Origin of the sequence: Salaquimonas pukyongi, from assembly GCF_001953055.1 — a bacterium.
Classification (GTDB): domain Bacteria; phylum Pseudomonadota; class Alphaproteobacteria; order Rhizobiales; family Rhizobiaceae; genus Salaquimonas; species Salaquimonas pukyongi.
The window spans coordinates 2,276,707-2,300,675 of record NZ_CP019044.1; the positions used below are offsets into that span (position 1 = coordinate 2,276,707).

Sequence of the window (23,969 nt, forward strand, 5' to 3'; positions counted from 1 at the left end):
TCGCCTCTGGCAAGGAGAAGACCACAGCAGGATGTTTATCCATCCTGCAAGGATTTCGACGAAGCCAGGGCGCAAAAGACACCACAGCCGGTGCAATACCATGTTGAATAGCTTTTGTTTTCTGCAATCGCCTGAACTTGGTTCCCGGGCCTTCGGACCGCGTTGTAAAAAGCTGACAGTGCCTGCACTGCTGCGCTTTTTGCGCCTTGCCGAAGACCCGGTAACCGACGTTCAAACGATTCCATCTAACCAAGACACGCTCTAGATCGGACGTGAAATCCGATGAACAAACAAGAGTTGGCGCGACCGGAGACGACAATGAACCCGTTTACCTTCAACACTTCGAAATCGGTCCGGTTCGGCACTGGCGCTCTGGCGCAGATCGGCGACGTTGTCAGTCAGCAGATCGGCCAGCGCGTCATGCTGGTGACCGACCCCGGCATGATGGCAACCGGTATCATCGAGCGTGCGCTTTCGCTGCTCAAGGAAGCTGGTGTTGAGGTGGAGCTGTTCAAGGACGTTGAGGCCGATCCTCCCGAAAACATCATCCTTACCGCCGCCGCCCAGGCAAGACAGGCGGACGTGGCGGGAATAGTCGGCCTGGGTGGCGGCTCATCCCTCGATGTGGCGAAACTGGTAGCCCTGCTGGCTGCCGGCAATGAAGAATTGAAGGATGCCTACGGCGTCGGCAATGCGAAAGGGCCACGCCTTCCCCTCATGCTGGTACCCACCACTGCCGGCACCGGATCGGAGGTAACACCGGTCTCCATCGTCACCACCGGCACCAACGAGAAGATGGGCGTCGTTTCTTCCGTTATTCTGCCGGACATCGCCCTGCTCGATCCGCAACTGACCTATGGCCTGCCGCCGCACATCACTGCCGCCACCGGGATCGATGCCATGGTGCATGCGATTGAAGCCTATGCTTCCGCCAGCCCCAACAACAATCCGGTTTCCCGCCTGCTGGCAACCCAGGCTCTGTCACTGATGGGGCGTTCCATTCTCACGGCTGTAAATGAGGGCGCCAACGCAGATGCCAGGGCCGACATGCTGCTTGGTTCGATGCTGGCAGGTCAGGCATTTGCCAATTCCCCGGTTGCCGCCGTTCACGCCCTCGCCTATCCGCTCGGCGGGCACTTTCATATTCCGCACGGGCTTTCCAACGCGCTGGTCCTGCCCCATGTCTTGCGCTTCAACATCGTGACGGCCCATCAACCCTATGCGGAACTGGCCCCTTTTGCATTCCCCGACCTTGCCAAACTGCAAGGCCAGGAACGGGCAGCAGCTTTCTGCGACAAGCTTTCCGACCTTGCCCTTGCATGTGGACTGCAGCCGAACCTGAGAGCCATGGAAATCCCCAGGGAGATCCTGCCACGGCTCGCTTCGGACGCGATGAACCAGACCCGGCTGCTGGTCAACAATCCCCGCCCCGTCACAGAGGCCGATGCCCTTGCCATATACCGCGCTGCCTATTGATCCGGTTTTCGGCTTGCGGTGAGAGCGGCTTGTTGGAACGCCCGGACACGCTCCAAATCCCGCAAAGAAATTGCTCGGCACCTTGTTTATGAAACACGCAAGACAACCGCCAGGCTCGGGACTGTTGCCTCTTCGCCCGGCATGGAAACATAGGGCTCGGTCTGTTCGATCACAGAGATAAGCCCGGCCTTTTCCAGCTCGCCGATCCTGCGCTCGAAGTCCGGCTGCCAAAGCGTCGTTTTCACCGTAAGAACGATGGCACCGCCCGGCCGGCAGATGCGCACCAGTTCATCAATACCCTCCGCCCCGACGTGGCCGGTGGTGAAAACACCGGCACAGGCAATACCGGCAAAGTGACCGTCCTCAAACGGCAGCGGCTGCCCAAGTGCACCCTCATGCAGTTTCGTGTAAATGTTCTTGGAAGCCGCTACAGCAAGCATGCCTTTCGATATGTCGAGGCCCTCAACATCACCATATCCAACGATACCCAGCCATTCGCCAACGAGCCCGGTACCTGCTCCCGCATCCAGCACTGGCCCCGCACCTCTTGCTACGTGACGGGCAAACAGGGCAAGGCATATGCTGGGATGCCGATAGCCTGCCCTTGCCATTTCCCCATCATAGGTTTCGGCCCAGCCATCATAGAGGCTGGCGACCTCCTGGGGTGATTTAGCGCTGTAGGCGGCGCCCAGCGCACCGTCATGTTGCTTTTCGGCCATTGCACGTTTCCTGATGCTTGCTCACAATAATCAAGGTTGGATAATCCATTTCCCCGTCTCTGTCGAAAGGGGAATTGCCGCAATGTATCAAGAGAGCTTAGGCTGTATGCTGTAAGCGAGGGATGAGGGGAGGCGCTGAATGAGCAAAACAATTGATCCTGAATTGAAAGCTGCCATCGCGCTGGTGCCCGAACTTGCCGGGTATGAGGGAGCGGTGGAACGCCTTGGCGGCCTTACCAACCGTGTCTTTCGCATGGGCGAATATTGCATCCGCCTGCCCGGAGAAGGCACGGAGGAATATATCGACCGCGCCAATGAGGCGATCGCCGCAAAGGAGGCGGCCCGTGCCGGCGTCAGTCCCGAAGTGATTCATGCCGATCCACAAAGCGGCATCATGATAACCCGGTTCATCGAGGGAACGGTGACCATGAGCCCCCAAGCCTTCGCCGGCCGGTCCGGCTCGCCGGCGCGTGCCGGCAGGGCTTTTGCGAAGCTTCATGCATCAGGGGCGGTCTTTCCGTTCCGCTTTGAGCTTTTCTCGATGATCGATGAATACCTCGGCGTCCTGTCCACCAAAGACGTGAAACTGCCCGATGGATATCACGAAGTGGTACGCGAGGCCGAAGGCGTGCGCACAGCGCTCGATGCGCATCCAGCCGATCTGGCACCCTGCCATTGCGACCCGTTATGCGAGAATTTCCTCGATACCGGCGAGATGATGTGGATTGTCGACTGGGAGTATTCCGGCATGAACGATCCGCTGTGGGACCTGGGCGATCTTTCTGTCGAAGGCGGGTTCAACAAGGACCAGGACGCCGAAATGATGGAAGCCTATTTCGGCCGCGCACCGTCACCGGCCGAGGAAGGCAGGATGGTCATCTACAAGGCAATGTGTGATCTGTTGTGGACCCTGTGGGGGCTAATCCAGGTCGCCAACGACAATCCGGCCGAGGATTTTCAAGCCTATGCCGACGGCCGTTTTTCCCGCTGCAAGGCTCTGATGGCCGATGCGTCATTTGCCCGCCATGTGGAAGCGGTGCGGAACGGCTGAAAGCGCATCAGGCTGATTTCACACAACGGCAAAGCGGGCGCCCCCTTCCAGCAGCCTGCGCTGGATTGCCTCCGGCGGGGCCTCGTCGCAGACCAGCAGATCAAGACCGTCAAAACCGCAAACCCTCACCAGGGCGGTGCGGGAAAACTTGCTTGAATCGGTGACGACGATGCGCTGCTGGCCGCAGCGCAGCACCTGGCGCGCAAACTCGGCTTCTGCCAGATGATAATCCATGAAACCGGTTGCCGGATCGACGGCGGAAATCGAAATAATGGCATGTTTGACCGTAAAACTGGCAACGAACTCGATGGCAGAACGGCCGAATGCCGCGCCATTGTCGCCGTGCAGTTCACCACCAGCCATATAGACCGTGTTGCCATTGACCGTGGCAAGCGTACGGGCAACATCGGATGAATTGGTGACAATGGTCAGCGAGGATTTCTTCAGCAGCTCCCTTGCCAGAAAGCTGGTGGTCGTTCCCGTATCCAGCATGACGCTGTCGCCGTCTTCGATCACTTCCGCCAGATAGACGGCAAGCCGCTGCTTTGCTTCTGCATTTTCCCGCATGCGGCGCTCAAAGGGCGCTTCACTCGCCCGAAGCGAGGCCCGCACCGATCCATGCACCTTGATCAGGTCGCCGGCCCGCGCCAGCGGCGCCACGTCCCGGCGGATCGTCTCGCGCGATACGCCGAGCTGCGAGGCCAGCTCGGCAACCCGCAAACTGCCATGCAGGCGAAGTTGCTGGATTATCTGTTCCTGCCTTGGCGATCGAGTCATGTGGCAAAATCCCCAAATTATGTGGTAATTACAACCAAAATCGGAAAATAAAGGCAAGATTGCCACATTCCATCATAAAAAACCACATAAATTCCACAAATCGCATTGACTCTCCGCTTGAGACGCCTCCACACTGTTTGCGGCACACGGCATTGCGGACCGGCAATGACCGGGCACAAGGAGGAGATTCCAAATGAAAATGACGGGCAAGGGACTGGCGGCGGCACTCGCGCTGACCACGGCACTGGCAGCAGGTTCAGCATGGGCCGACGTCGAATCGAAAGATCCGATCAAGCTGACACTGCATGACTGGACGGGCCAGTTGATCACCACCCAGATCATGGGTGAGGTACTCAAGAAGGCCGGCTACAACATCGAATACGTTCAGGCAGACTACATCGCCCAGTTCGCAGGGCTGAAGACCGGCGACCTGCATGTGGCCATGGAAATCTGGGAAACCACAGGGCGCGACGCCATGGACGAAGCAACGGCCACCGGCAATGTCGAAAACCTCGGCGAGACCGGCATGCAGGCCATCGAGGAGTGGTGGTATCCCACCTACATGAAAGAAAAATGCCCCGGGCTCCCAAACTGGGAAGCCCTCAAGGACGAAGCTTGTGCCGAGGCATTTTCCACGGCGGAAACGGCCCCCAACGGACGCTATCTCGGCGGCCCGGTGACCTGGGGCGGGTATGATGATGAACGGGCCGAGGCCCTGGAGCTTCCGTTTGAAGTGGTCCATGCTGGAACCGATGCAGCACTGTTTGCGGAACTTGAATCCGCCTATCAGCGCAAGGCTCCGATCATGCTGTGGGTCTACGCACCGCACTGGGCACCGGCAAAATATGAAGGTGAGTGGGTGGAGTTTCCGGCCTATACGAAGGAATGCTACGAGGACGCCAGCTGGGGCAGCAACCCCGATGCGCAATATGATTGCGGCAAACCGCGCGGACCGATCTGGAAGGTCGCCTGGTCCGGCGTGAAGGAAAAGTGGCCCGGCGCGCATAAGGCCATTCAGTCATTCAACGTGAACAATGACGAAATGGGCGCCATGATCACCGAAGTGGACCTCAACGGCAAGAAGCTGGAAGATGTCGTTGCTGACTGGATTAGCAGCAATGAGAACCGCTGGTCCGGGTGGATCAACTGATTTCGACCCTATCCGGCTAGCGGCAATCGCCCGGCAGCCACGCGCCCCTGTGGCTGCCGGGCAACAAAGAAAATTCCCACATGACGGCTTCATCCGATCGTAACGCCACACTCAGTCTGAAATCCGTGTGGAAACTGTTTGGCGATGGTGCCGAAACAGTGCTTCACGAGGCAGGCGGCAATCCGGCGCCCGATATCCTGCGCGAGCATGCCATCATCCCGGCGGTAACGAACGTGACCCTGGATGTGCACGAGGGCGAATGCTTCGTCATCATGGGCCTGTCGGGTTCCGGAAAATCGACCCTGGTGCGCTGTATGTCGCGCCTGATCGAGCCAACTGCAGGCAAAATCCTGTTCCATGGCGAGAACCTTCTGGAAGCAACCCCGCAAAGACTGATCGAAATCCGCCGCCATCAGATGGGCATGGTATTTCAGCACTTTGCCCTGCTGCCGCATCTCAATGTACTTGCCAATGTGGCCTTTCCGCTGGAAGTGCAGGGAATCGGGCGCGCTGAACGCGAAACGCGTGCCCGTGAAATGATCGAGCTCGTCGGCCTTGGTGGGCGTGAAGGATTTTACCCCCGTGAATTATCCGGCGGCCAGCAGCAGCGGGTTGGCATTGCGCGCTCACTTGCCGTGGAACCCGACGTATGGTTTCTCGACGAACCCTTCTCGGCCCTTGATCCGTTGATCCGGCGCGAAATGCAGGACGAGTTCATTCGCCTGCAGGCAGTGCTCAAGAAATCAATTGTCTTCATCACCCACGACTTTGACGAAGCGATCCGGCTGGCCGACCGCATCGCCATCATGAAGGACGGTGCGGTTGTACAAATTGGCACTCCGGAAGACCTCCTGCTTGCCCCTGCCGATGAGTATGTCGCCGAATTTACCCGCAACGTCAGCAAATCCAAGGTTCTGCGCGTTGCAAGCCTGATGAAACCTGCCACCAGCAAGGCGCCTCGCGGCGGCTATGGCGGAAAGATCAGCAAAGATGTCAGCATCGCCGAAGCCGCCCCTTCATTTGCCCGTTCAGGCAAGCCGCTAATGGTGGTGGATGGCGAGGGCAAGACCGTCGGCCGTCTCGAACATGCCGATGTGGTTCAGCTGATGATGCAGGGCTGAGCGATGAACACGGCGGAAAGAAGCATTCCGATGAACGCTGCCGGCTCCTCCTGGCGCACATGGTCGGCAGGCCGGCTCGTCTGGCTGGTCACCCTGTGCGCTGTCGGCATTGTCTGGATCGCCGGGAAAGGCGTCTTTCCCTGGGCTTTCAAGGTTCCGCGTGAACTGCGCATTCCGGCAAAAACCTGGATCGGGGATGCCATGGACTGGCTCGTCGAGGAAGCAAGTTTCGGCCTGTTTACCTTTATCGAACTCACCCGGTTTGTCTCAAGGCTCGTCGAAATACCCTATCAGTTCGCGCTCAGCCTGCTTTCGACCGGATTTCTGCAGGGCCAGGGCTCGGATGCTGTACAGATACTCCCGCCGGTTTCCTGGATTGCCGTGATCGCCGCGCTGGCCCTGCTGGGATATTATGCAGGCGGAAGAAGGCTGGCCTTTCTGGTTGCCTGCTGTTTCGGTTTCATCGCCGCATTCGGTCAGTGGGACAACGCCATGGTTACCCTGGCCTCCATCTTGATCGCCGTGCCGCTTGGTGCTGTAGGCGGGTTGCTGCTGGGGATTGCCGCCTGGCGCTGGCCAACGATCGACCTGGCCTTGCGGCCCCTGCTCGATCTTATGCAGACGGTCCCCGTCTTTGCCTATCTTGTCCCAATCCTGTTTCTCTTCGGTTTCGGCCCGACGGCAGCCATCATTGCCACCATCATCTATGCCATGCCGCCGATGACGCGGATCACGGTGCTTGCACTCCGCGGCGTGGCTCCGGAAATCACCGACCTTGGCAACATGGTCGGCTGCACGAAGCGGCAGATGATATGGCGGGTGATGGTTCCCTCCTCGATGCAAAGCCTGATGGTGGGAGTCAACCAGGTCATCATGCTGTCGCTCAACATGGTGATCATCGCCTCGATGATCGGCGCCGGTGGGCTTGGCTATGAGGTTTTGGCGGCTTTGCGCCGGCTGGATATCGGCACGGGCATCGAGGCCGGACTTGCCATTGTCGCCCTGGCGATTGCCCTCGACCGCCTGTCACAGGCATTGGCGCGGCGAACCAGCACCCTGCAGCACGCCACGGAAAATCCGAAGAGCTTGCTGGCGGCCCATCCCTATACGGTGGCAGCCGTGCTGCTGATAATTGCCACCGGCATCATAGGCCTTGCCACCCCGGCGGTTCAGTCGTTTCCCGAAGCCTGGCAGATTTCAACCGGCAGCTTCTGGAATGAAGTCGTCAAGTGGATCAACATCAACTACTTCGATGAGCTTGAAGCGTTCAAAAATGCCCTGCTTCTGAATGTCATGATCCCCTTCAAGCGGTTCCTGCTCGGTCTTCCCTGGATCGGTGTCGTGGCAATGGTGGCGGTTGCCGGATGGAGCCTGGGTGGTTGGCGGCTGGGACTTTTGACCGGCATTCTGGCACTGCTCATCGCAATAACCGGGCAATGGGCCAAGGCGATGATCACAGTGTACCTTTGTGGTGCCTCCGTCGTACTTGCCTGTCTGATCGGTGTGCCGATTGGCATGATGACGGCATCAAGGCAGAGGCTTTGGCAGTGGGTGGAAGCGGTCATCGACACACTGCAGACCCTGCCGTCCTTTGTCTACTTGATGCCGGCTGTCATGCTGTTCCGGGTTGGCGATTTTACTGCAATGCTGGCGGTGGTCGCCTATGCGGTTTCCCCGGTGATCCGCTACACCGCGCTCGGGCTCCAGCGCGTGCCGGAAAACCTGATCGAGGCAGGCACGGCTTCCGGCTGCACCAACTGGCAGCTGATGACCAAAATCAAGCTGAAGCTTGCCCTGCCGGAGATCATGCTCGGCATCAACCAGACCGTGATGCTTGCCCTGTCCATGCTGGTCATTACCGCCCTGGTGGGAACCCGCGATCTCGGCCAGGAAGTCTACATTGCGCTGACAAAGGCGGATACCGGACGCGGCATTGTCGCCGGTCTTGCGGTCGCCTTCATCGCCATCATCGCCGACCGGCTGATCACCGCCGCGGCACAGCGTCTGCGAACCAGGCTGGGCCTCCAGCAGCAGGAGGCGCAGACGTGACCCAAAACCTGGACAGGATTGCCACGCTCCCCCTCTGGAGCGGGCCGGTCGACATCGAACCGCTGCATGGCGGCCTGTCGAACGAGAGCCATACCGTGGTGTGTGGCGGCGAAAAATATGTCGTGCGCTTCGGCGTTGATTACCCGTTTCACCATGTTGAGCGCGAACGGGAAGTGATGGCCGCCAAGGCTGCCCATGCTGCTGGATTTGCACCGGAAGTGGTCTATGCCGAACCCGGCATCATGATCTCCCGCTTTATCGAGGGGAAAACCTATCAGGCAGAGGATGTTCGCCGCGACAGGGAGGAGATCGCCCGCCTGGTGCGGCGCTTCCACACCAGCCTGCCCGCCCACATTTCCGGCGCCGGTTTCATCTTCTGGGTATTTCATGTCATTCGCGATTATGCCCACACGCTGAAAATCGGCGGCAGCCGCTTTGAAAGCGAACTACCCCGCTATCTGGAACTTGCACAAAATCTCGAAGCGGTACAGGCGCCGCTGCCGATCTGCTTTGGTCATCACGATCTGCTGCCTGCCAATTTCATTCATGACGGCTCGCGCCTGTGGCTGATCGATTTCGAATATGCAGGTTTCGGCACCGCCATGTTCGATCTGGCCGGAATAACCTCCAATGCGGAGTTTGGTCCTGACGAGGCAAAAGAACTGCTGTCGGCTTATTTTGAGGTGCTTCCTTCACCGGCAATCCTGCAGTCCCACGCCGCGATGCAATGCGCCTCGCTGCTTCGCGAAGCGATGTGGAGCATGGTCTCCGAACTTCATCTCAACGCACCTGGCGTCGACTACGAAGCTTACACAGCGGAGAATCTGGAGCGGCTTGCCGCCAGCCTTGATTCTTATTCCTCTGCTTATGGAAAGGTTTGAAAAACCCATGCCTCAACTCCCGGATAAGGCCCAGATCGTCGTCATCGGCGGCGGCATAATAGGCTGTTCGACCGCCTACCATTTGGCGCGCGATCACAAGGCCGATGTCATCCTGCTGGAACAAGGCAAGCTGACTTCAGGTTCAACCTGGCATGCCGCGGGTCTTGTCGGCCAGCTGCGCTCATCGGCCTCCATCACCCAGGTACTCAAATATTCCGTCGATCTCTACAAGCGGCTGAAAGGGGAAACCGGCCTGGAAACCGGCTGGAAAATGACCGGTTGCCTTCGCCTTGCCTGCAACGATGATCGCTGGACCGAATACAAGCGGCTCGCCACAACGGCACGAAGCTTCGGCATGGAAATGCACCTGCTGTCACCGCAGGAAGTCAGGGAAATGTGGCCGCTGATGGATGTCAGCGATCTGGTGGGGGCGAATTTCTTGCCCACCGATGGCCAGGCGAGCCCCTCCGACATTACCCAGTCGCTGGCCAGGGGCGCCCGCATGCACGGTGCGAAAATCCACGAGGGCGTGCAGGTAACGGGCCTGCGCATGAAGGATGACCGCATCACCCATGTGGAAACCGCGCACGGCGCAATCGCCTGTGAGAAGGTTGTCAATTGCGCCGGCCAGTGGGCGCGCCAGGTCGGCGCCATGGCAGGCGTCAATGTCCCGCTTCAACCGGTCAAGCACCAATACATCATTACCGAACCCGTCGAAGGCATAACGCCGGACACCGCCACCATCCGCGACCCCGACCGCCGAACCTATTTCAAGGAAGAGGTTGGTGGCCTGGTAATCGGCGGCTATGAGCCGAACCCGCTTGCCTGGACAACGGGCGATGTCCCCGGTGATTTCGAGTTCCAGCTCTTCGAGGACGACTGGGACCATTTCGAGCAGCATCTGGTTCAGGCAATCGAGCGCGTACCGGCGCTTGCCGAAACCGGCGTCAAGCAGATGATCAACGGGCCGGAAAGCTTCACGCCCGACGGCAATTTCATCCTTGGCGTTGCGCCTGAATGCAGCAACTTTTTCGTCGGCGCCGGATTTAATGCCTTCGGCATTGCCGCCGGTGGCGGCGCCGGCTGGGTGCTGGCCGAATGGGTGATATCCGGCGAGGCACCGATGGACCTGTGGGTCGTCGACATCCTGCGCTTTTCCGGCATGCACCGCAATCGCGACTGGGTCTGCGAACGCACGCTGGAAGCCTATGGCAAACACTACACCGTGGCATTTCCCCATGAGGAATATGACAGCGGCAGGCCGCACATCGTCTCCCCGCTCTATGAACGGCTGAAAAAACACGGCGCGGTGTTCGGCTCCAAACTCGGCTGGGAACGCCCCAACTGGTTTGCGCCGGAAGGGACAGAGCCAAAGGATGAGTATTCCATGGGGCGGCAGAACTGGTTTGATGCCGTTGGCGAGGAACACCATGCGGTGCGGAAAGCTGCCGGCCTGTTCGACCAGTCCTCTTTCTCCAAATTCGAGTTTTCAGGCCCCGGTGCGGGTCAGGCGCTTGACTGGATTTGCGCCAACCACGTGACCAAGCAGCCGGGGCGGCTGACCTATACCCAGATGCTCAATTCACGCGGCGGCATCGAATGCGACCTTACCGTGGCGCGGCTAGCCGACGACCTGTTCTATCTGGTTACCGGCACCGGCTTCCGCACCCATGATGCCGCCTGGATACGCTCCCACTTGCCCAAGGACTGCGACGCCAGGCTTGTCGATGTCACCGAAAAGTGGGGAACGCTATCGCTGATGGGGCCGAAGGCCCGTACCATTCTGTGCGAAGTGACATCGGCCGATGTTTCCAACGCAGCATTTCCGTTCGGCCATGTGCGCGAAATCGAGATCGCCGGCCACACGGTTCGGGCACTTCGCGTCACCTATGTAGGAGAACTGGGCTGGGAGTTGCATGTTCCCATCGAGGGAACCGGCGAGGTATTCGATGCCTTGATGGCAGCCGGTTCACCGCATGGGCTCAAACCCGCCGGTTACCGGGCCATTGAAAGTCTGAGGCTTGAAAAGGGGTATCGTGCCTGGGGCTCCGACATAACCCCGAACGACTCCCCTTTCGAGGCAGGGCTCGGCTGGGCAGTCAAACTGAGCCGAAACATCGATTTCATGGGCCGCAAGAGCGCCGAGGGCATTGCGGCAGAACCGCTCGGCAAAAAGCTTGTCGGCTTTAGTGTGGACGACCCAGACATCATTCTGCTTGGCCGGGAAACCATTCTGCGCAATGGTGAATTCGCCGGATACCTGACCAGTGGCGGGTTTGGCTATACCCTCGGTAAACCGGTGGGCCATGGCTATCTGCGCTGCCCCGGCGGCATTGATGACGACTGGATCACTTCCGGAAACTATGAACTGGTCGTTGCCGCAGAACGGATTTCAGCCAGGGTTCATCTCAAGCCGATGTATGATCCTGCTGCAGAACGTGTAAAGGTCTAGGTCCAATCGACATTCCGGGTTTGGAGCGCGGTATGGGCGAAAATCGTTCAGTTTCAGGAGCAAAACCGGCGACAGGCCGGTATCCTTTCGGGGATCTGCGACGCCAAAGTGGGCGATTTTCGCCATATCCTTGCAGGACGCGGAGGATTTGCGCCCTGAATGCGTTGAAAAGTCCTTGTGGTGGATGGCATCCTGCAGCGGTATTCTCCTTGCCAGGCAGGAAAAATTCATCCATTCAAACTGCTTCCAGCTAATCAAGACACGCTCTAGAGTCTTTCACAAAATTGGCTTTGCTTGCAGCCTTGCAAGCCATAGCCTGCTGCAGTCAGAATCCTCCCGCCTTCAATCTGAAACCCAAAATCCCATGAGCAACAATCAAAGCGCCCAAGGCTATCTTTCCGATGAAAGAAACAACGATGTCCTAATTTATGTGGACGGCAAACTGGTGCCCCGCAGCCAGGCCGTGGTTTCGGTCTTCGACAGCGGCTTCGTGTTGGGAGACGGCGTGTGGGAAGGGCTGCGCCTCAAACAGGGGCGCATTATTCAGCTTGATGCCCATATTGATCGCCTGTTCGAGGGTGCGTGGGCCATCGCGCTCGACGTTGGCCGCAGCCGGGAGGAGATTGTTGCCGCCATTCGCCAGACCCTTGATGCCAACGGCATGGAGGATGGCGCCCACATACGCCTGATGATCTCCCGGGGTATGAAGAGCACGCCCAATCAGGACCCGCGGTTTGTAATCGGCAAGGCGACCATGGTCATTGCCGCTGAATACAAAACCCCAAAGCCGGACGCCTGGTCGAAGGGCCTTTCGCTGTTTACTTCGACGTTCCGCACCAGCGGGCCGGACATTTTCGATCTTCGCCTGAACTCCCACAGCCGGCTCAATCTCATTCAGGCGCTGATACAGGCGATCAACGCAGGTGCCGACGAGGCCCTGATGCTCGATCCTCGCGGTTTTGTCGCCAGTTGCAATTCGACGAATTTCTTTATTGTCCGCGGCCGGGAAATCTGGACGTCCACCGGCTCGTACTCGTTCAAGGGGCTGACACAGCAGGCCACCATCGACAGCTGGCAGGACAAAGGCGAAACGGCTCTGGAAAAGGATTTCACCCTGGCTGAAGCCTATGGCGCCGATGAGGCATTCATCACCGGAACGCTGGGCGGAATAACGCCGGTAACGCGCATTGACGGGCGCACCATCGGCAGCGGCAAACCCGGGCCTGTGACCGGAGAGGTGAGCGAAACCTATCAAAAATGGGTCATGCGACAGGAAACGGCGGAGATGTGATTTCTCCGCCGCTTGTTCATTTCACGCTTCAGGTGAAAGTGCCCTGGAGCGCGTCCTGGTTAGCTGGAAGCAGTTTGAATGGATGGATTTTTCCTGCCTGGCAAGGAGATACCGCTGCAGGATGTTTATCCATCCTGCGAGGATTTCGACGAAGCCAGGGGCAAAATCCGCCGCGTTCTGCAAGAACAGGGTGAAAATCGCCCACTTCGGCGTCGCGGAACCCCGAAAGGATAGCGACCTGTCATCGGTCCCGCTCCTGGAATTGAACGATTTTCCCCATACCGCGCTCCAAATCCTGAATGTCGATACAGCCTAGGCAACTTCCGCCAGTATCACCGTCTCATCGTTGAAGGCGATCTCCTCGAAATCATACAGCAGGTCATGGCTGCCATCGGCTTCGTTCCAAACGACAATGCCCTGCCCGTCCTCCGTCGCCCCCCAGCGATAGCCGGCTGAATCTGCATCAATGACAAAGCGGTCGGTCTGATCGGTGCCAAACTCGTATTGAGTGCGGGATGGATCGTCGGCCACCACCAGACCTTCGCCAGGATTGCCCCCAGCGCCCAGTTCCACCGTGCGGTCATTGAAGGCGATTTTCTCGAAATCATAGAGCAGGTCGTGGCTGCCGGTGGCATTGTTCCAAACGACAATGCCCTGCCCATCCTCCGTCGCCCCCCAGCCATGGTCGGCTGAGTTGCCATCGATGACAAAGCGGTCGGTCTGATCGGTGCCAAACTCGTATTGAGTGCGGGATGGATCGTCAGCCACCACCAGTCCTTCGCCAGGATTGCCGCCGCCCAGTTCCACCGTGCGGTCGTTGAAGGCAATCTCCTCGAAATCGTACAGCAGATCATGGCTGCCGGTAGCATTGTTCCAAACGACAATGCCCTGCCCGTCCTCGGTCGGACCCCAGCCATGGTCGGCTGAATTGCCGTCGATGACGAAACGGTCGGTCTGATCGGTGCCGAATTCATACTGGGTTTGGGCAGGATTATCCTGAACCTCACGGACCTCCGGCGGTCCGCCGGAATCAGTGGAAACGAGCTTTACATTGTCGATCAGGCTGCCGGTACCATCATTGTCGCTGGCAGGCTCGCGAAACTCCAGGCGGTCGGCACCACCGGTGCCAACAACTTCAAATGAGTATTTTTCCCAACTGGCCGATGCCGGATCGATTGAAGCGACCTGCTCACCGTTCCAGTAAACCTCCACCGTATTGGACGCACCGGGCGCCGTTGGCCGGCGTGCAACGTCAAGGCTTAGTGCATAGGTCTGGCCAGACTGGGTCCGGATGTCCTGATATACGGCATCCACAGCGCCAGCCTGGTCAAGTTCGAGCCATTGATCGCCTGCTGAAGCCCTGTGTCCATCGACGCTTTCCTGAACTTCCACTCTGCCGGATGTTGAAGTCCACCCCGCCACCGCACTGTTTTCAAATGCACTGCCGCTTGAAGCAACTTCCGGAAACTCGAAAGACCCGTTGACAACGAGGTTGTCTTCCGCGCCATCAAACAGCATTTGCTTGCGGCCAAAGCCAGGGCCGGACCAGTCAAGATCGATGGCCCCCGGGCCACCGCCCTCAAAATAGCGCACCTCAATCGTGTGTGTACCAGCGTCGAGGTTGACCGAAGCCGTGGCAAGGGTAGGTGCCTGCATGCCGTCATTATCGACGACAAGTTCGCCATCGATATACAGGCGGGAGCCGTCATCGGACGTCAGATAGAAGGTGTGTTGCCCGCCTGAGCCGACATGAAAATCACCGCTATAGCGCACCGCAAAATCATCTGCGGGGCCACCATTGTAGAAGCTGCCGTTCGAGCTTTCACTGATGAACAGTGCAGATTCGATATGCAGCGCCTCGCCATCGAAGTTGATGTCATCAAGGCTGGTGGCGTCGCTATCGATGGCGAAAAACTCCGCCGTCAGATCGCCCGCATTGTCGTAGTTCGCCGCTCTTGGTTCGACATTTACCATCGGCGCAATGGACGGCACGCCTTCGGAATCCCAGGCAAACAGCATCCAGCTGCCGGCAGCCAGCGCTCCGCTTTCCGCTGGCAGGGAAACTTCAAGCGTTGTGGCTGAAGTTGCTGAAAAATCCAGTTCTACAAAACGCGTGCCCATGTTGAAGGCGTGGGTGGCAGCCCCTGTTTTCACAAAGGTCAGTTTCTGGATATCCGAAGCATCGTCTACCGAAATGGTGAAGGTATCACCGGGAAGGACGCTGTCCGGCGTATCGGTGATGACCGGGCGGTCGGCAAGATTGCCGTTGTCATCATACAGATAAGGCGGGCGATAGACCTGACCATCGAGATAGTTGTTTTCCGCAGAGCCCGCCGCCCCGCCACCAAGCGAAAGAAGCGTACCGTCGTTAAGAAGAACGGAAGCGGAATGATAAAGCCGCGGATTGTCTTCATCAACGGTATAGGTGAGCTGGTTGGTTTCCGGATCCCAGATTACCGCCGTGCGGTCGGCGCCTGCTTCCCGGTTGCCATTGCTGGTGCCACCATTGATCAGGACCGTTCCGTCGGCGAGCGTGGTCATGTTCGACCAGTTGCGCTCCTGCGAAAGCGTTCCCACCCGGGTAAATTGGAGCGTGTCGCCAGTAATGTCCATGGACCACAGGCCCGTTTGCGCATCCTGCACCAGCACTTTGCCGGCTTCATACATGACGGCGGGCGCATCCCAGGCAAAGCTGAATGGCAAGGTTCCGATCTGGGTGAGAGCACCATTGCCGGAAGGATCGAGGGACATGACCTCAACCTGGTTGTCATTGCCGCGTCCGGTGGCGAAATAGACGATGTTGCCATTGTCGGCCACGAAAGCGCGCGGATAAAGCGAACTGCTGCCAAGGTCGGTATCCACGGCGCTGGTGAGCGAACGCCAGCCTTCGCCGTGCGTGTAGATTTCCGGTGTGGAAACGCCGCGTCCGTTGATATCGGTTCCGCCGAGCATGACCATCTGGCCGCTCGGCAGGGCCACCATGGTCGGATACCAGCGCTGAAACGCCATGTCGCCTTCCGGTGCCGGATAGAGTTCACCAGTGTCCATGTCCAGAATGTTGACGTCATTGACGCCGCGATTGGTGGAACCAAGCGGGCGGGCATCCCCGCCGGCGATCAAAATCTTGTTGGTACCGGGAATGATAACGGCAGCCGAGCAGAAAATATCGGTCGGGGTGGTGTTCGGCAGCGTCGTATGCGTGCCGGTGGCCGGATCGTAGATATCGTAGATGAACTGCCCGCCCTGCATGCCGCGGCTGTCGGTGCCGAATGTCAGCACACGCCCATCATCCATGACCGTCGCATGCAATCCGATAAGCGGCCAGTTTTGAAGATTGTCCCAGCTTCCGTCAGTCTGGTTGGGCATGGTTTACTCCGCATCTGTTTCAGTTTCGAAAAATCCGCTCCGGAACGGGCAAAACCTGTTCCAAAACGGCACGGCACCGCCTTTTGCAGCCCGGGCGAAAAACCGGTTGCAAATATGGTGCCAATACAGGGATTTCGCGAAATGGAACTGTGGACACACCAAAGGGTGGAGATAAACTGTTTATTAGGCGTATTTCTTCATATTCACGGCAAGTGAAATGAAGAAATTCCCATGCTTGGCTTTTCCCAAAACCGTTCCCTGCTGACATTTTCGGTTCTGTCCAACATTCTCATGCTGGCTGCACCCCTTCACATGCTGCAGGTTTATGACCGCGTTCTGGTTTCAGGCAGCGTGCACACCCTGTTCTACATCACGCTGATTGCCGCACTCGCCCTGGTTCTTTTTGGCGTCTGCGAAGCAATTCGCAGCCGCATGGCACAGCGCCTGTCGGCCGCCTATGTGGTGGACCATGCCGAGGAACTGTTTGCGGCAGGATGCAGCGGACAAACCGGCAAGGCGCAGGCCAATGACATGCTGCGCAACTTCAACACCGTGCGGATGTTTCTTGCCAGCAAGGCCTATATCAGCCTTTACGATCTCCCCTTTACGCCGGCATTCCTGGTATTGCTGTTCCTCATCCACTATCAGGTCGGCCTTCTGACTCTTGCAGGCACAGCAGTGCTGGTCGTTATCGCACTTCTCAACCGTAGCGCCGGAGAGACAGAGCGCCAGGCGGCAGGCCAGGCCAACACCAATGCCGTGAATTTTGCCTCCGGCATCATCTCCCGCGCCGAGGATATTCGCGCCATGGGACTGATGCCAAACCTTATGGGCCGGTGGGGCGCCATGACCGGTGAAAGCCTGAATGCACAGGAAAGGGCAACCGCGAAGAACGCCTTTTATCACGGCGTGAGCCGGACAGTCCGCCAGCTGTTGCAGATTTCCATCATGGCCTGGGGCGCCTTCCTGGTGCTGGCAGGCGACATGTCCGGCGGTCTGATCTTTGCCGCCTCGATGATTTCCAGCCGTGCCGTACAACCGGTAGAGCAGGTGATCGGCGGCTGGGACAATCTGGTCAGGGCACGCAATTCGGCCAGTGAACTGGATGGCTTTTTCAAGCAGGCTGGCCAGAGCATCCAGCCGGTTACCCAGCCAGCCCCGAGCGGCAGGCTGCGGCTCGATGAAGTATGCGCCGAAGCCGGCGACACCCCCATTTTGACGCACATCTCCTTCGAACTTCAGCCAGGCGAGTTTCTCGGCATTGTCGGGGCATCCGGGTCGGGGAAATCAACCCTTGCGCGGATCATTTCCGGTGCCGCGGAAGCTGCATCCGGCAGTGTGGCGCTTGACGGTTGTGAACAGAAAAACTGGCCGCCGGAACAGTGGGGCGATGCCATCGGCTATGTCAGCCAGGACTTGCATCTTTTCCCGGGAACCGTCTCCGAGAACATCGCCCGGATGTCGCAAACCCCGGACGATGCCAGGGTTGTGGAAGCTGCGCGCATGACCGGCGTGCACGATCTGATCAACAGTTTCCCCGAAGGCTACATGACCCGGATCGGCGATGGCCAGTTGCGCCTTTCCGGCGGGCAGATACAGCGCATCGCCCTGGCAAGGGCGCTTTACACCAGGCCGAAGCTCCTGATCCTGGATGAACCGAACGCCCATCTCGACATGCAGGGCGAGGTGGTGCTTTACGACACGCTGAAAAAGCTCAAGGCGTCCGGCGTCACCATTGTAACGATCAGCCAGCGCGGCAAGCTCAACCAGTTGGCAGACCGCGTACTGGTGTTGAAGAACGGCAAGATTGCAGCCATGCACGTTGCCAAACCTGCCGATGCAAAAGCCCAGGCTGTACCGAACAGCCTAAGGCCGCGTGAACCGTCAGATGCAAGCGAGGTGGCATGAAACTCTTCCGCCGCCCGATGAAAGCCGGCAATGCGACTGCGTCCACGGCACCCGGCGGAGAAGGCTGGAAATCGGCTGTCGATGCAGACACAGGAGCGATTGCCCGTACCGGCTATCGCTGGGTGGGAATCGCGTTCGGGCTGTTCATGCTCTGGGCATTGCTGTTTCCCATCAGTTCGGCGGTGGTCGCCGGCGGCTCGGTTATCTCAAAGGGGCGCAACAAACTGCTCCAGCATCCAACCGGCGGTGTGGTGCAGGACATTCTGGCGCAGAACGGAGACCGTCTTGACGCGGGGGAACCGGTGCTGCGCATCGACCCCTCGGCCGCCCGCGCGGAATTGGTTCGGTTAAAGGCACGACAGGATCTGCTTTTGGCGCAGAAATCGCGGCTGACATCCATGCGCGATGCCGAAACCGCCTATCGCCAGAGCGATCCCATCACCGTCAGCAGCCTGAGGGGAACACTGTCGAGGGAGGCTGCCAACCGGGCACTGTCCAAAACCGGCGCGAAGGAAATCTACGCGGAACAGGAAACCGAATTTCTGGCCGCCCGCCAGCGCGTCATCAGCGAATTGTCGGCATTGAGAAACCGGCTGGCAAGCCAGCAGGAAGAGCTTGAAGGCGTGGAATGGCAAATTACCGAGCGTCGTGAACTGGTCGTCCTGCTGGCCGATGAAGTCGAACGCATGCGCCCGCTGGCTGCATCGGGCTATGTTGCACGCGCCCGCTTCGATGAAAGGCAGGTGCGTTATCTGGGAGAAAAGGCACAGCTTGGCGAACTGCGCTCAAGGGCACTTGGCCTTCGCGCCCAGATCGATGAAACCAGCGATCGCATCACCACCCTCGATGCAAGCTGGCAGGAGGAAAACGCCCGCGAATTGTCCTCGGTCCTGTCCGAGCTTGCTGCCGTCAACGAGCAGATGGAAGCTGCACGGATGGCCGTCGACTTGACGGAAATCAAGGCACCGGTGGCCGGAACGCTGGTCAAGTTTGAAGCCAACACGGTCGGCGGTGTCATCGGCAGCGGCAAACCCTTTGGCGAAATCGTACCGGCAGGCACTCCGGTTCTCGTCGAGGCGAAAGTTCTGCCCCAGGACATTGCCAATGTGGTTGCCGGCCAGGAAACGGAAGTCGTCATCACCGCATTCAATCGCCGGGTGCAGGAACCGATTGTCGGCAAGGTTGATTATGTACCGGCAGATTCAACCACCGATCCCGTCACCGGCGAGCCCTATTTCGCGGTGCAGGTCGACATCGCCGAAGCGCAGCAGGACCTTGTGCAGAAGGTGCAGCCCGGCATGCTTGCCGAAGTGTACATCCATACCGGGGAGCGCAGTTTCCTGTCTTATGTGGCAGAGCCCATATCCGAGAGCTTCATGAAGGCTTTCAGGGAGCGCTAGTCCCGCAAATGCTCACAACGCTGTGGTGCAACACGGCGCGATTTCCCCTTTGTTAAGGTTGATGAAGTATTATTGGCGCAGTTGCGAGTACCTGTTCATGCGTATCCTGTCTGCCAGAATTCTGGGTTGTGCTGTCATTCTTGCCGCGATTTCGGCCGCTCATGCGGACGAAGCGGTGAAAGCCCCCATGCGCGACGCGCCGAACCAGCAACACCGGGCCACACCGGCTGACTTTCCCTGGAGCTTGCGGGCTTCGAATACTACGCTGATTCCCGCACAATCCATGCTAATGCAGCCCTCGGGCCAGGATATCCTGCCGGGAAGCCTTCACCACGTGCTGCGCGCTTCCCTTCGCCACGATGCAACCCTGCAAGCGGCGGCCCAGGAGGCAACGGCAGCGCATCACGCTGTTGATTCAGCGCGCTTTGATCTTCTGCCCGCCGTCAGCCTGACAGCAGCCGGTGAAACCAGCCGGAGCAGTTCGTTATCGGGTTTGCCGCAACTTGACAGAACCATCGCAACTGGGTCCATCACCGCAGAATGGACGCTGTTTGCCTCCGGTGGAAAGCTTGCAGCCATCGAAGCTGCCCAGGCTTCCGCCAATGCGGCGGATTATAACTATCTGGCGCAGGAGCGAAGCCTCATTTTCGAAAATGCCACGCTTTATCTGGATTATGTCGCCAATACCCAAAGGCGTGGCATCATCAAGCGATCCTTGAGGCGCATTCGCAAAATCAGAACCATGACGAAAAGGCAGTATGCAGCCGGTTTCGCATCCAGAACCGATGTTGCGCTGGTCGATGCTGAGGTTGCTTCCCTTCAATCGCAGGTGGAGCAGGCAACACAGCAAATCGGCCGTCTGCGCATTGAATTGTTGAACAAGACAGGCGTTGAGGCCGGCCACGCAGCCCGCTTCCCCGCCAAAGACCGGTTGCTCCCGAAATCCCGAAATGATGCAGTAGCCCGCGCGCTGCAAGGCAATCCATTCATCGAGTCGGCAATCGAAACCGCCCGTTCGGTTAAAGCCCAGTCCCGGGTGCAGCGTTCAAACTACCTGCCAAAGCTGACAGCCTATGCATCGCTCGAACAGCAAAGCGATGACCGCTTTGATTTCGACACGGACGCGGACTGGAAAGCCGGCGTGCGCTTTTCCATGCCCATTGGCAACCTTTCCCAGGTGGCGCGTTACCGCCAGGTTCGCGCCCAGGCCCAAGCCGCCGGTTTTCGCGCAAGGCAGGTTGAGCGGCAGATCAAGACGGAGATCGAAACCGCCTGGGAAGAGATGGAATCCCTGTCGAGAAACAGGGCAATCCTGTCCCGCAAGATCAGCGCCCGCAAGAAAAGTGCCAATGGCGTGCGCAAGGAACTTGATGCAGGTTTGAAACCCGTCTCGGACTTGCTGCGCGAGGAAATGAGGCTGGCAGAAGCCAGAATAGAACATCTTCAAAACAGGCTGTCGCTTTCGCGCAGCGTGCTTCGCATTGCCGTGCACATGCCGGACATGACCATCGAAAAACTCGCAGGAAAGAGTTGATCAGCCCTGTTTGTCAGGCCAAGACCTGGATGGGTGCCTCAACAGCTAGAGCGTGTCCGGCTTAAATGGAATCGTTTGAGCGCCGGGAGTTTGGTCTTCGGCAAGGAGGAAAATGCGACGCAGTGCAGGCACTGTTAGTATTTTCCGACGCTGCCCGAAGGGCAAGGAACCAAGTTCAAACGATTCCATTTAAGCCGGACACGCTCTAACGCATGACGAACGGGTTTGCCATGGGGTGGTCGGAAGTGCTGATCCAGGTGGTCTTGGTGCGTGTGTAATCATGGATCGCATCCATGCCCGCCTCGCGGCCATAGCCCGACTGGTTGAAGCCGCCAAACGGCGCAATGGGCGAGACTGCCCGATAGGTGTTTACCCAGCATATCCCGGCCCGGATGCGGGCGGAAACCCGGTGTGCCCTGGCAAGATCGTTTGTGAAGATGCCCGACCCCAGGCCGTAATCCGTTTCATTGGCAAGAGCGATGGCTTCAGCTTCCGTTTCGAAGGGGTATAGCGACATGACCGGGCCGAACATCTCGGTCTTCAGCGTTTGCGTCTCCGGCTGCGTACACTCGACAAGCGTGGGAGCCATATAGTTGCCGGGGCGTTGCAGCCGCGCGCCGCCAAACCGGATGACGGCCCCCTGCTCCACCGAACGCGCAAGCGTGGTTTCGATGGTCTTTATCTGTGCTGCGGTGCACAACGGCCCTACATGGGTGTTCGCATCCAGCGGGTCGCCGACGACAATCGACTTGGCCTTATCCTCAAGCCTGGCGGCAATCTGCTCCATGACCGAACGCTGTACGAAGGCACGCGACCCGGCAACGCAGCTCTGCCCCGACGCGCCGAAATTGCCGGCAATCAGCCCGTTGGTTGCGCCCTCGATATCGGCATCCTCAAACACGAGAATGGGCGACTTGCCGCCCAGTTCCAGTGATGTGACGGCGAAGTTCTCCGCCGAGTTCCGCACCACGTGACGTGCCGTTTCAGGCCCGCCGGTAAAGGCAATGCGGTCGACATCGCGATGCCGTGTCAACGGAATTGCGCAGTTCTCCGCATCCCCCGTGATTACCGAAACAACGCCGGGCGGAAAGCCTGCCTCTTCAATCAGTCGTGCAAATTCAAGCATTGGCGCCGGCGCGACTTCCGAGGCTTTCAACACCACTGTGCAACCGGCAGCCAGCGCCGGTCCGACCTTGGTTGCGGCAAGAAACATCTGGGCATTCCACGGAACGATCGCCGCCACGACGCCAATGGGTTCGCGCCGTGTGAACACATGCATGTCCGGCTTGTCGATGGGAAGAACCGCGCCCTCGATCTTGTCGGCCAGCCCGCCATAATAGCGATAATACTGTCCCACATAGCCTGTTTGCGCTGCAGTTTCCGCCAACAGCTTGCCGCTGTCGGTGGTTTCAATCTCTCCAAGCCTGCCGGCATTCTGCTCGATCAGATCTGCAAGCCTGAACAGCAGATTGCCCCGCGCCGATTGCGTCATGTCCCGCCACTGGGGCTCTTGCAGTGCGCGGCGGGCAGCACCGACCGCACGCTCGACATCTTCCGGCGCCGCACAGGCAAACGTTGCCCAGTCTTCGCCCGTCGCCGGGTTTTGGGAGGACATGATCTGGCCGGCGGCCCCCTCGCACCAGCGCCCGTCGATGTAGAGTTGATAATGTGACAACGTTCCCATGACTGACCTCAAGCAAAAACCGGCATTACATCGTCGATGAACCGCGCGAGAGAAGCACGCTTGCGTTCGCTTGTCATGCCGCTGTCCACCCAATAGGAAAACTCGTCATATCCAAGGTCTTCATAACGCCTGATCCGGTCGATGACCTGCCGGGTTGTTCCCACCGTGAGATCACGGGCGAGTTTTTCTGCGGTGTACATTTCGTTGGCTTCGATCTCCGCCTTGCTGATCGCGGAAATCATCCCGTTGCTGATCGGCCGCTTGTTCAAAAACCAGGCCCCGAAATAATTGTAATAGCGGCGCAGATCGCCGACTGCTCTTGCAACATCCTCCTCATCCTTGCCCACATAGGCATGGTGGAGCAGCATGATCTTCGGGCGCTCGCCCTTGTAGCCGGCGCAGGCATCATCGAAATGCCCGTACAGTTTCTCGATTTCCTCCATTCCCTGCCAGAGCGGAGTGACCTGAATGTTGAACCCGTTGTGCACGCCGAATTGATGGCTGTTGGGATCGCGGGCGGCAATCCAGATCGGCGGGCCGTTTTCCTGAACGGGCTTGGGCACTGCCGTGGTTTTGGGAAAGCGGAAGAACTCGCCCTCATGGGCAAGGTCGCCCTGCCACAGCTTTGGCACCAGCGGCACCATCTCACGCATACGCTGGCCGGCCTCCCAGGCATCCATTCCCGGCATCAGCCGCTCATATTCGAAGGAATAGGCTCCACGCGCAATGCCAAGTTCAATGCGCCCGCCGGTGATCAGATCGGCGGCAGCAGCCTCTCCGGCCAGTTTGATCGGATGCCAGAACGGCGCAACGACGGTCCCGGTGCCCAGCCGGACATGCCTTGTGTGATGGCAAAGATCGACCAGCGTCAAAAACGGGTTGGGCGCGATGGTAAACTCCATTCCGTGATGTTCGCCGGTCCAGACGGCGCGCATGCCGCCCTCATCGGCCATCTTGGCAAGCCCGACGAACTCCTCATAAAGCACTGCATGCGGCTGGTCCGGGGTGAGGCGCTCCATGTGAACGAATAGGGAAAAGTCCATCCTCTGCTCCTCAGGAAAAACTGTGTATGTCGCCGCGCACGGCATCGCCGATATAAAGCGAGAAGTT

Annotated in this window: 16 protein-coding genes; 11 read left to right on the top strand and 5 right to left on the bottom strand. The window is 58.8% G+C overall.

All coding sequences use genetic code 11. The features are described from left to right. The first annotated feature begins 318 nt into the window (after positions 1 to 318). Complete coding sequence (locus BVL55_RS10925; RefSeq protein ID WP_075996926.1) at positions 319 to 1,476, top strand: iron-containing alcohol dehydrogenase; 1,158 nt, start codon at positions 319 to 321, stop codon at positions 1,474 to 1,476. Positions 1,477 to 1,562: 86 nt separating this feature from the next. Here the strand turns inward: BVL55_RS10925 and BVL55_RS10930 are convergent, their stop codons facing one another. Beyond that, positions 1,563 to 2,195: a class I SAM-dependent DNA methyltransferase gene (locus tag BVL55_RS10930; protein ID WP_075996927.1), complete on the bottom strand. Its 633-nt coding sequence runs from the start codon at positions 2,193 to 2,195 to the stop codon at positions 1,563 to 1,565. A gap of 139 nt (positions 2,196 to 2,334) precedes the next feature. Between BVL55_RS10930 and BVL55_RS10935 the strand changes: the two genes are divergently transcribed. Continuing rightward, positions 2,335 to 3,246, top strand: coding sequence for a phosphotransferase family protein (locus BVL55_RS10935; RefSeq protein WP_075996928.1), 912 nt, complete (start codon positions 2,335 to 2,337; stop codon positions 3,244 to 3,246). Positions 3,247 to 3,264: 18 nt separating this feature from the next. Here the strand turns inward: BVL55_RS10935 and BVL55_RS10940 are convergent, their stop codons facing one another. Beyond that, positions 3,265 to 4,023, bottom strand: a complete 759-nt coding sequence (locus BVL55_RS10940) for a DeoR/GlpR family DNA-binding transcription regulator (protein ID WP_075996929.1) — start codon at positions 4,021 to 4,023, stop codon at positions 3,265 to 3,267. Positions 4,024 to 4,222: 199 nt separating this feature from the next. On the opposite strand from BVL55_RS10940, the gene BVL55_RS10945 reads away from it, so the two are divergent. The 6 genes from BVL55_RS10945 (at position 4,223) to BVL55_RS10970 (ending at position 12,967) form a co-directional block, all read left to right on the top strand. Continuing rightward, a complete protein-coding gene (locus BVL55_RS10945; RefSeq protein ID WP_428977284.1) occupies positions 4,223 to 5,173 on the top strand; it encodes an ABC transporter substrate-binding protein in 951 nt (316 codons plus the stop codon). 80 nt (positions 5,174 to 5,253) lie between these two features. After that, entirely contained in the window at positions 5,254 to 6,294 is a 1,041-nt protein-coding gene (locus BVL55_RS10950; RefSeq protein ID WP_075996931.1) for a quaternary amine ABC transporter ATP-binding protein, read from the top strand. Positions 6,295 to 6,324: 30 nt separating this feature from the next. Then, a complete protein-coding gene (locus tag BVL55_RS17065; RefSeq protein WP_075998089.1) occupies positions 6,325 to 8,343 on the top strand; it encodes an ABC transporter permease in 2,019 nt (672 codons plus the stop codon). After that, positions 8,340 to 9,224, top strand: coding sequence for a phosphotransferase (locus BVL55_RS17070; protein WP_075996932.1), 885 nt, complete (start codon positions 8,340 to 8,342; stop codon positions 9,222 to 9,224). Before BVL55_RS17065 ends, BVL55_RS17070 begins: the two co-directional genes overlap by 4 nt. Positions 9,225 to 9,231: 7 nt before the next feature. Next, positions 9,232 to 11,676 carry a GcvT family protein gene (locus BVL55_RS10965; RefSeq protein WP_075998088.1) on the top strand — a complete coding sequence of 815 codons (2,445 nt, stop codon included), beginning with the start codon at positions 9,232 to 9,234 and terminating at the stop codon, positions 11,674 to 11,676. 364 nt (positions 11,677 to 12,040) lie between these two features. After that, positions 12,041 to 12,967, top strand: coding sequence for an aminotransferase class IV (locus tag BVL55_RS10970; RefSeq protein ID WP_075998090.1), 927 nt, complete (start codon positions 12,041 to 12,043; stop codon positions 12,965 to 12,967). Positions 12,968 to 13,279: 312 nt separating this feature from the next. Here the strand turns inward: BVL55_RS10970 and BVL55_RS10975 are convergent, their stop codons facing one another. Then, a complete protein-coding gene (locus BVL55_RS10975) occupies positions 13,280 to 16,333 on the bottom strand; it encodes a galactose oxidase-like domain-containing protein (protein WP_075996933.1) in 3,054 nt (1,017 codons plus the stop codon). A gap of 231 nt (positions 16,334 to 16,564) precedes the next feature. Here BVL55_RS10975 and BVL55_RS10980 point away from each other — a divergent pair, with 231 nt between their 5' ends. The 3 genes from BVL55_RS10980 to BVL55_RS10990 all read left to right on the top strand — a co-directional run bounded on the left by BVL55_RS10980 (position 16,565) and on the right by BVL55_RS10990 (position 21,175). Next, entirely contained in the window at positions 16,565 to 18,241 is a 1,677-nt protein-coding gene (locus tag BVL55_RS10980) for a type I secretion system permease/ATPase (protein WP_075996934.1), read from the top strand. Then, entirely contained in the window at positions 18,238 to 19,641 is a 1,404-nt protein-coding gene (locus BVL55_RS10985; protein WP_075996935.1) for an HlyD family type I secretion periplasmic adaptor subunit, read from the top strand. Before BVL55_RS10980 ends, BVL55_RS10985 begins: the two co-directional genes overlap by 4 nt. Positions 19,642 to 19,738: 97 nt before the next feature. After that, a complete protein-coding gene (locus BVL55_RS10990) occupies positions 19,739 to 21,175 on the top strand; it encodes a TolC family protein (RefSeq protein ID WP_162841492.1) in 1,437 nt (478 codons plus the stop codon). 205 nt (positions 21,176 to 21,380) lie between these two features. Here BVL55_RS10990 and BVL55_RS10995 read toward each other — a convergent pair whose 3' ends face one another. Continuing rightward, the gene (locus BVL55_RS10995; RefSeq protein ID WP_205410872.1) at positions 21,381 to 22,850 is read right to left on the bottom strand and encodes an aldehyde dehydrogenase; all 1,470 of its coding nucleotides are present in this window, start codon (positions 22,848 to 22,850) and stop codon (positions 21,381 to 21,383) included. A gap of 17 nt (positions 22,851 to 22,867) precedes the next feature. Continuing rightward, entirely contained in the window at positions 22,868 to 23,902 is a 1,035-nt protein-coding gene (locus BVL55_RS11000; protein WP_075996938.1) for an LLM class flavin-dependent oxidoreductase, read from the bottom strand. Between the last annotated feature and the right edge of the window lie 67 nt (positions 23,903 to 23,969).

Bases quoted from the DNA above. Each gene is read 5' to 3' on its own strand.
- BVL55_RS10925 (WP_075996926.1), top strand. From the start codon at position 319: ATGAACCCGTTTACCTTCAACACTTCGAAATCGGTCCGGTTCGGCACT.
- BVL55_RS10930 (WP_075996927.1), bottom strand. From the start codon at position 2,195: ATGGCCGAAAAGCAACATGACGGTGCGCTGGGCGCCGCCTACAGCGCT.
- BVL55_RS10935 (WP_075996928.1), top strand. From the start codon at position 2,335: ATGAGCAAAACAATTGATCCTGAATTGAAAGCTGCCATCGCGCTGGTG.
- BVL55_RS10940 (WP_075996929.1), bottom strand. From the start codon at position 4,023: ATGACTCGATCGCCAAGGCAGGAACAGATAATCCAGCAACTTCGCCTG.
- BVL55_RS10945 (WP_428977284.1), top strand. From the start codon at position 4,223: ATGACGGGCAAGGGACTGGCGGCGGCACTCGCGCTGACCACGGCACTG.
- BVL55_RS10950 (WP_075996931.1), top strand. From the start codon at position 5,254: ATGACGGCTTCATCCGATCGTAACGCCACACTCAGTCTGAAATCCGTG.
- BVL55_RS17065 (WP_075998089.1), top strand. From the start codon at position 6,325: ATGAACGCTGCCGGCTCCTCCTGGCGCACATGGTCGGCAGGCCGGCTC.
- BVL55_RS10965 (WP_075998088.1), top strand. From the start codon at position 9,232: ATGCCTCAACTCCCGGATAAGGCCCAGATCGTCGTCATCGGCGGCGGC.
- BVL55_RS10970 (WP_075998090.1), top strand. From the start codon at position 12,041: ATGAGCAACAATCAAAGCGCCCAAGGCTATCTTTCCGATGAAAGAAAC.
- BVL55_RS10975 (WP_075996933.1), bottom strand. From the start codon at position 16,333: ATGCCCAACCAGACTGACGGAAGCTGGGACAATCTTCAAAACTGGCCG.
- BVL55_RS10980 (WP_075996934.1), top strand. From the start codon at position 16,565: ATGCTTGGCTTTTCCCAAAACCGTTCCCTGCTGACATTTTCGGTTCTG.
- BVL55_RS10985 (WP_075996935.1), top strand. From the start codon at position 18,238: ATGAAACTCTTCCGCCGCCCGATGAAAGCCGGCAATGCGACTGCGTCC.
- BVL55_RS10990 (WP_162841492.1), top strand. From the start codon at position 19,739: ATGCGTATCCTGTCTGCCAGAATTCTGGGTTGTGCTGTCATTCTTGCC.
- BVL55_RS11000 (WP_075996938.1), bottom strand. From the start codon at position 23,902: ATGGACTTTTCCCTATTCGTTCACATGGAGCGCCTCACCCCGGACCAG.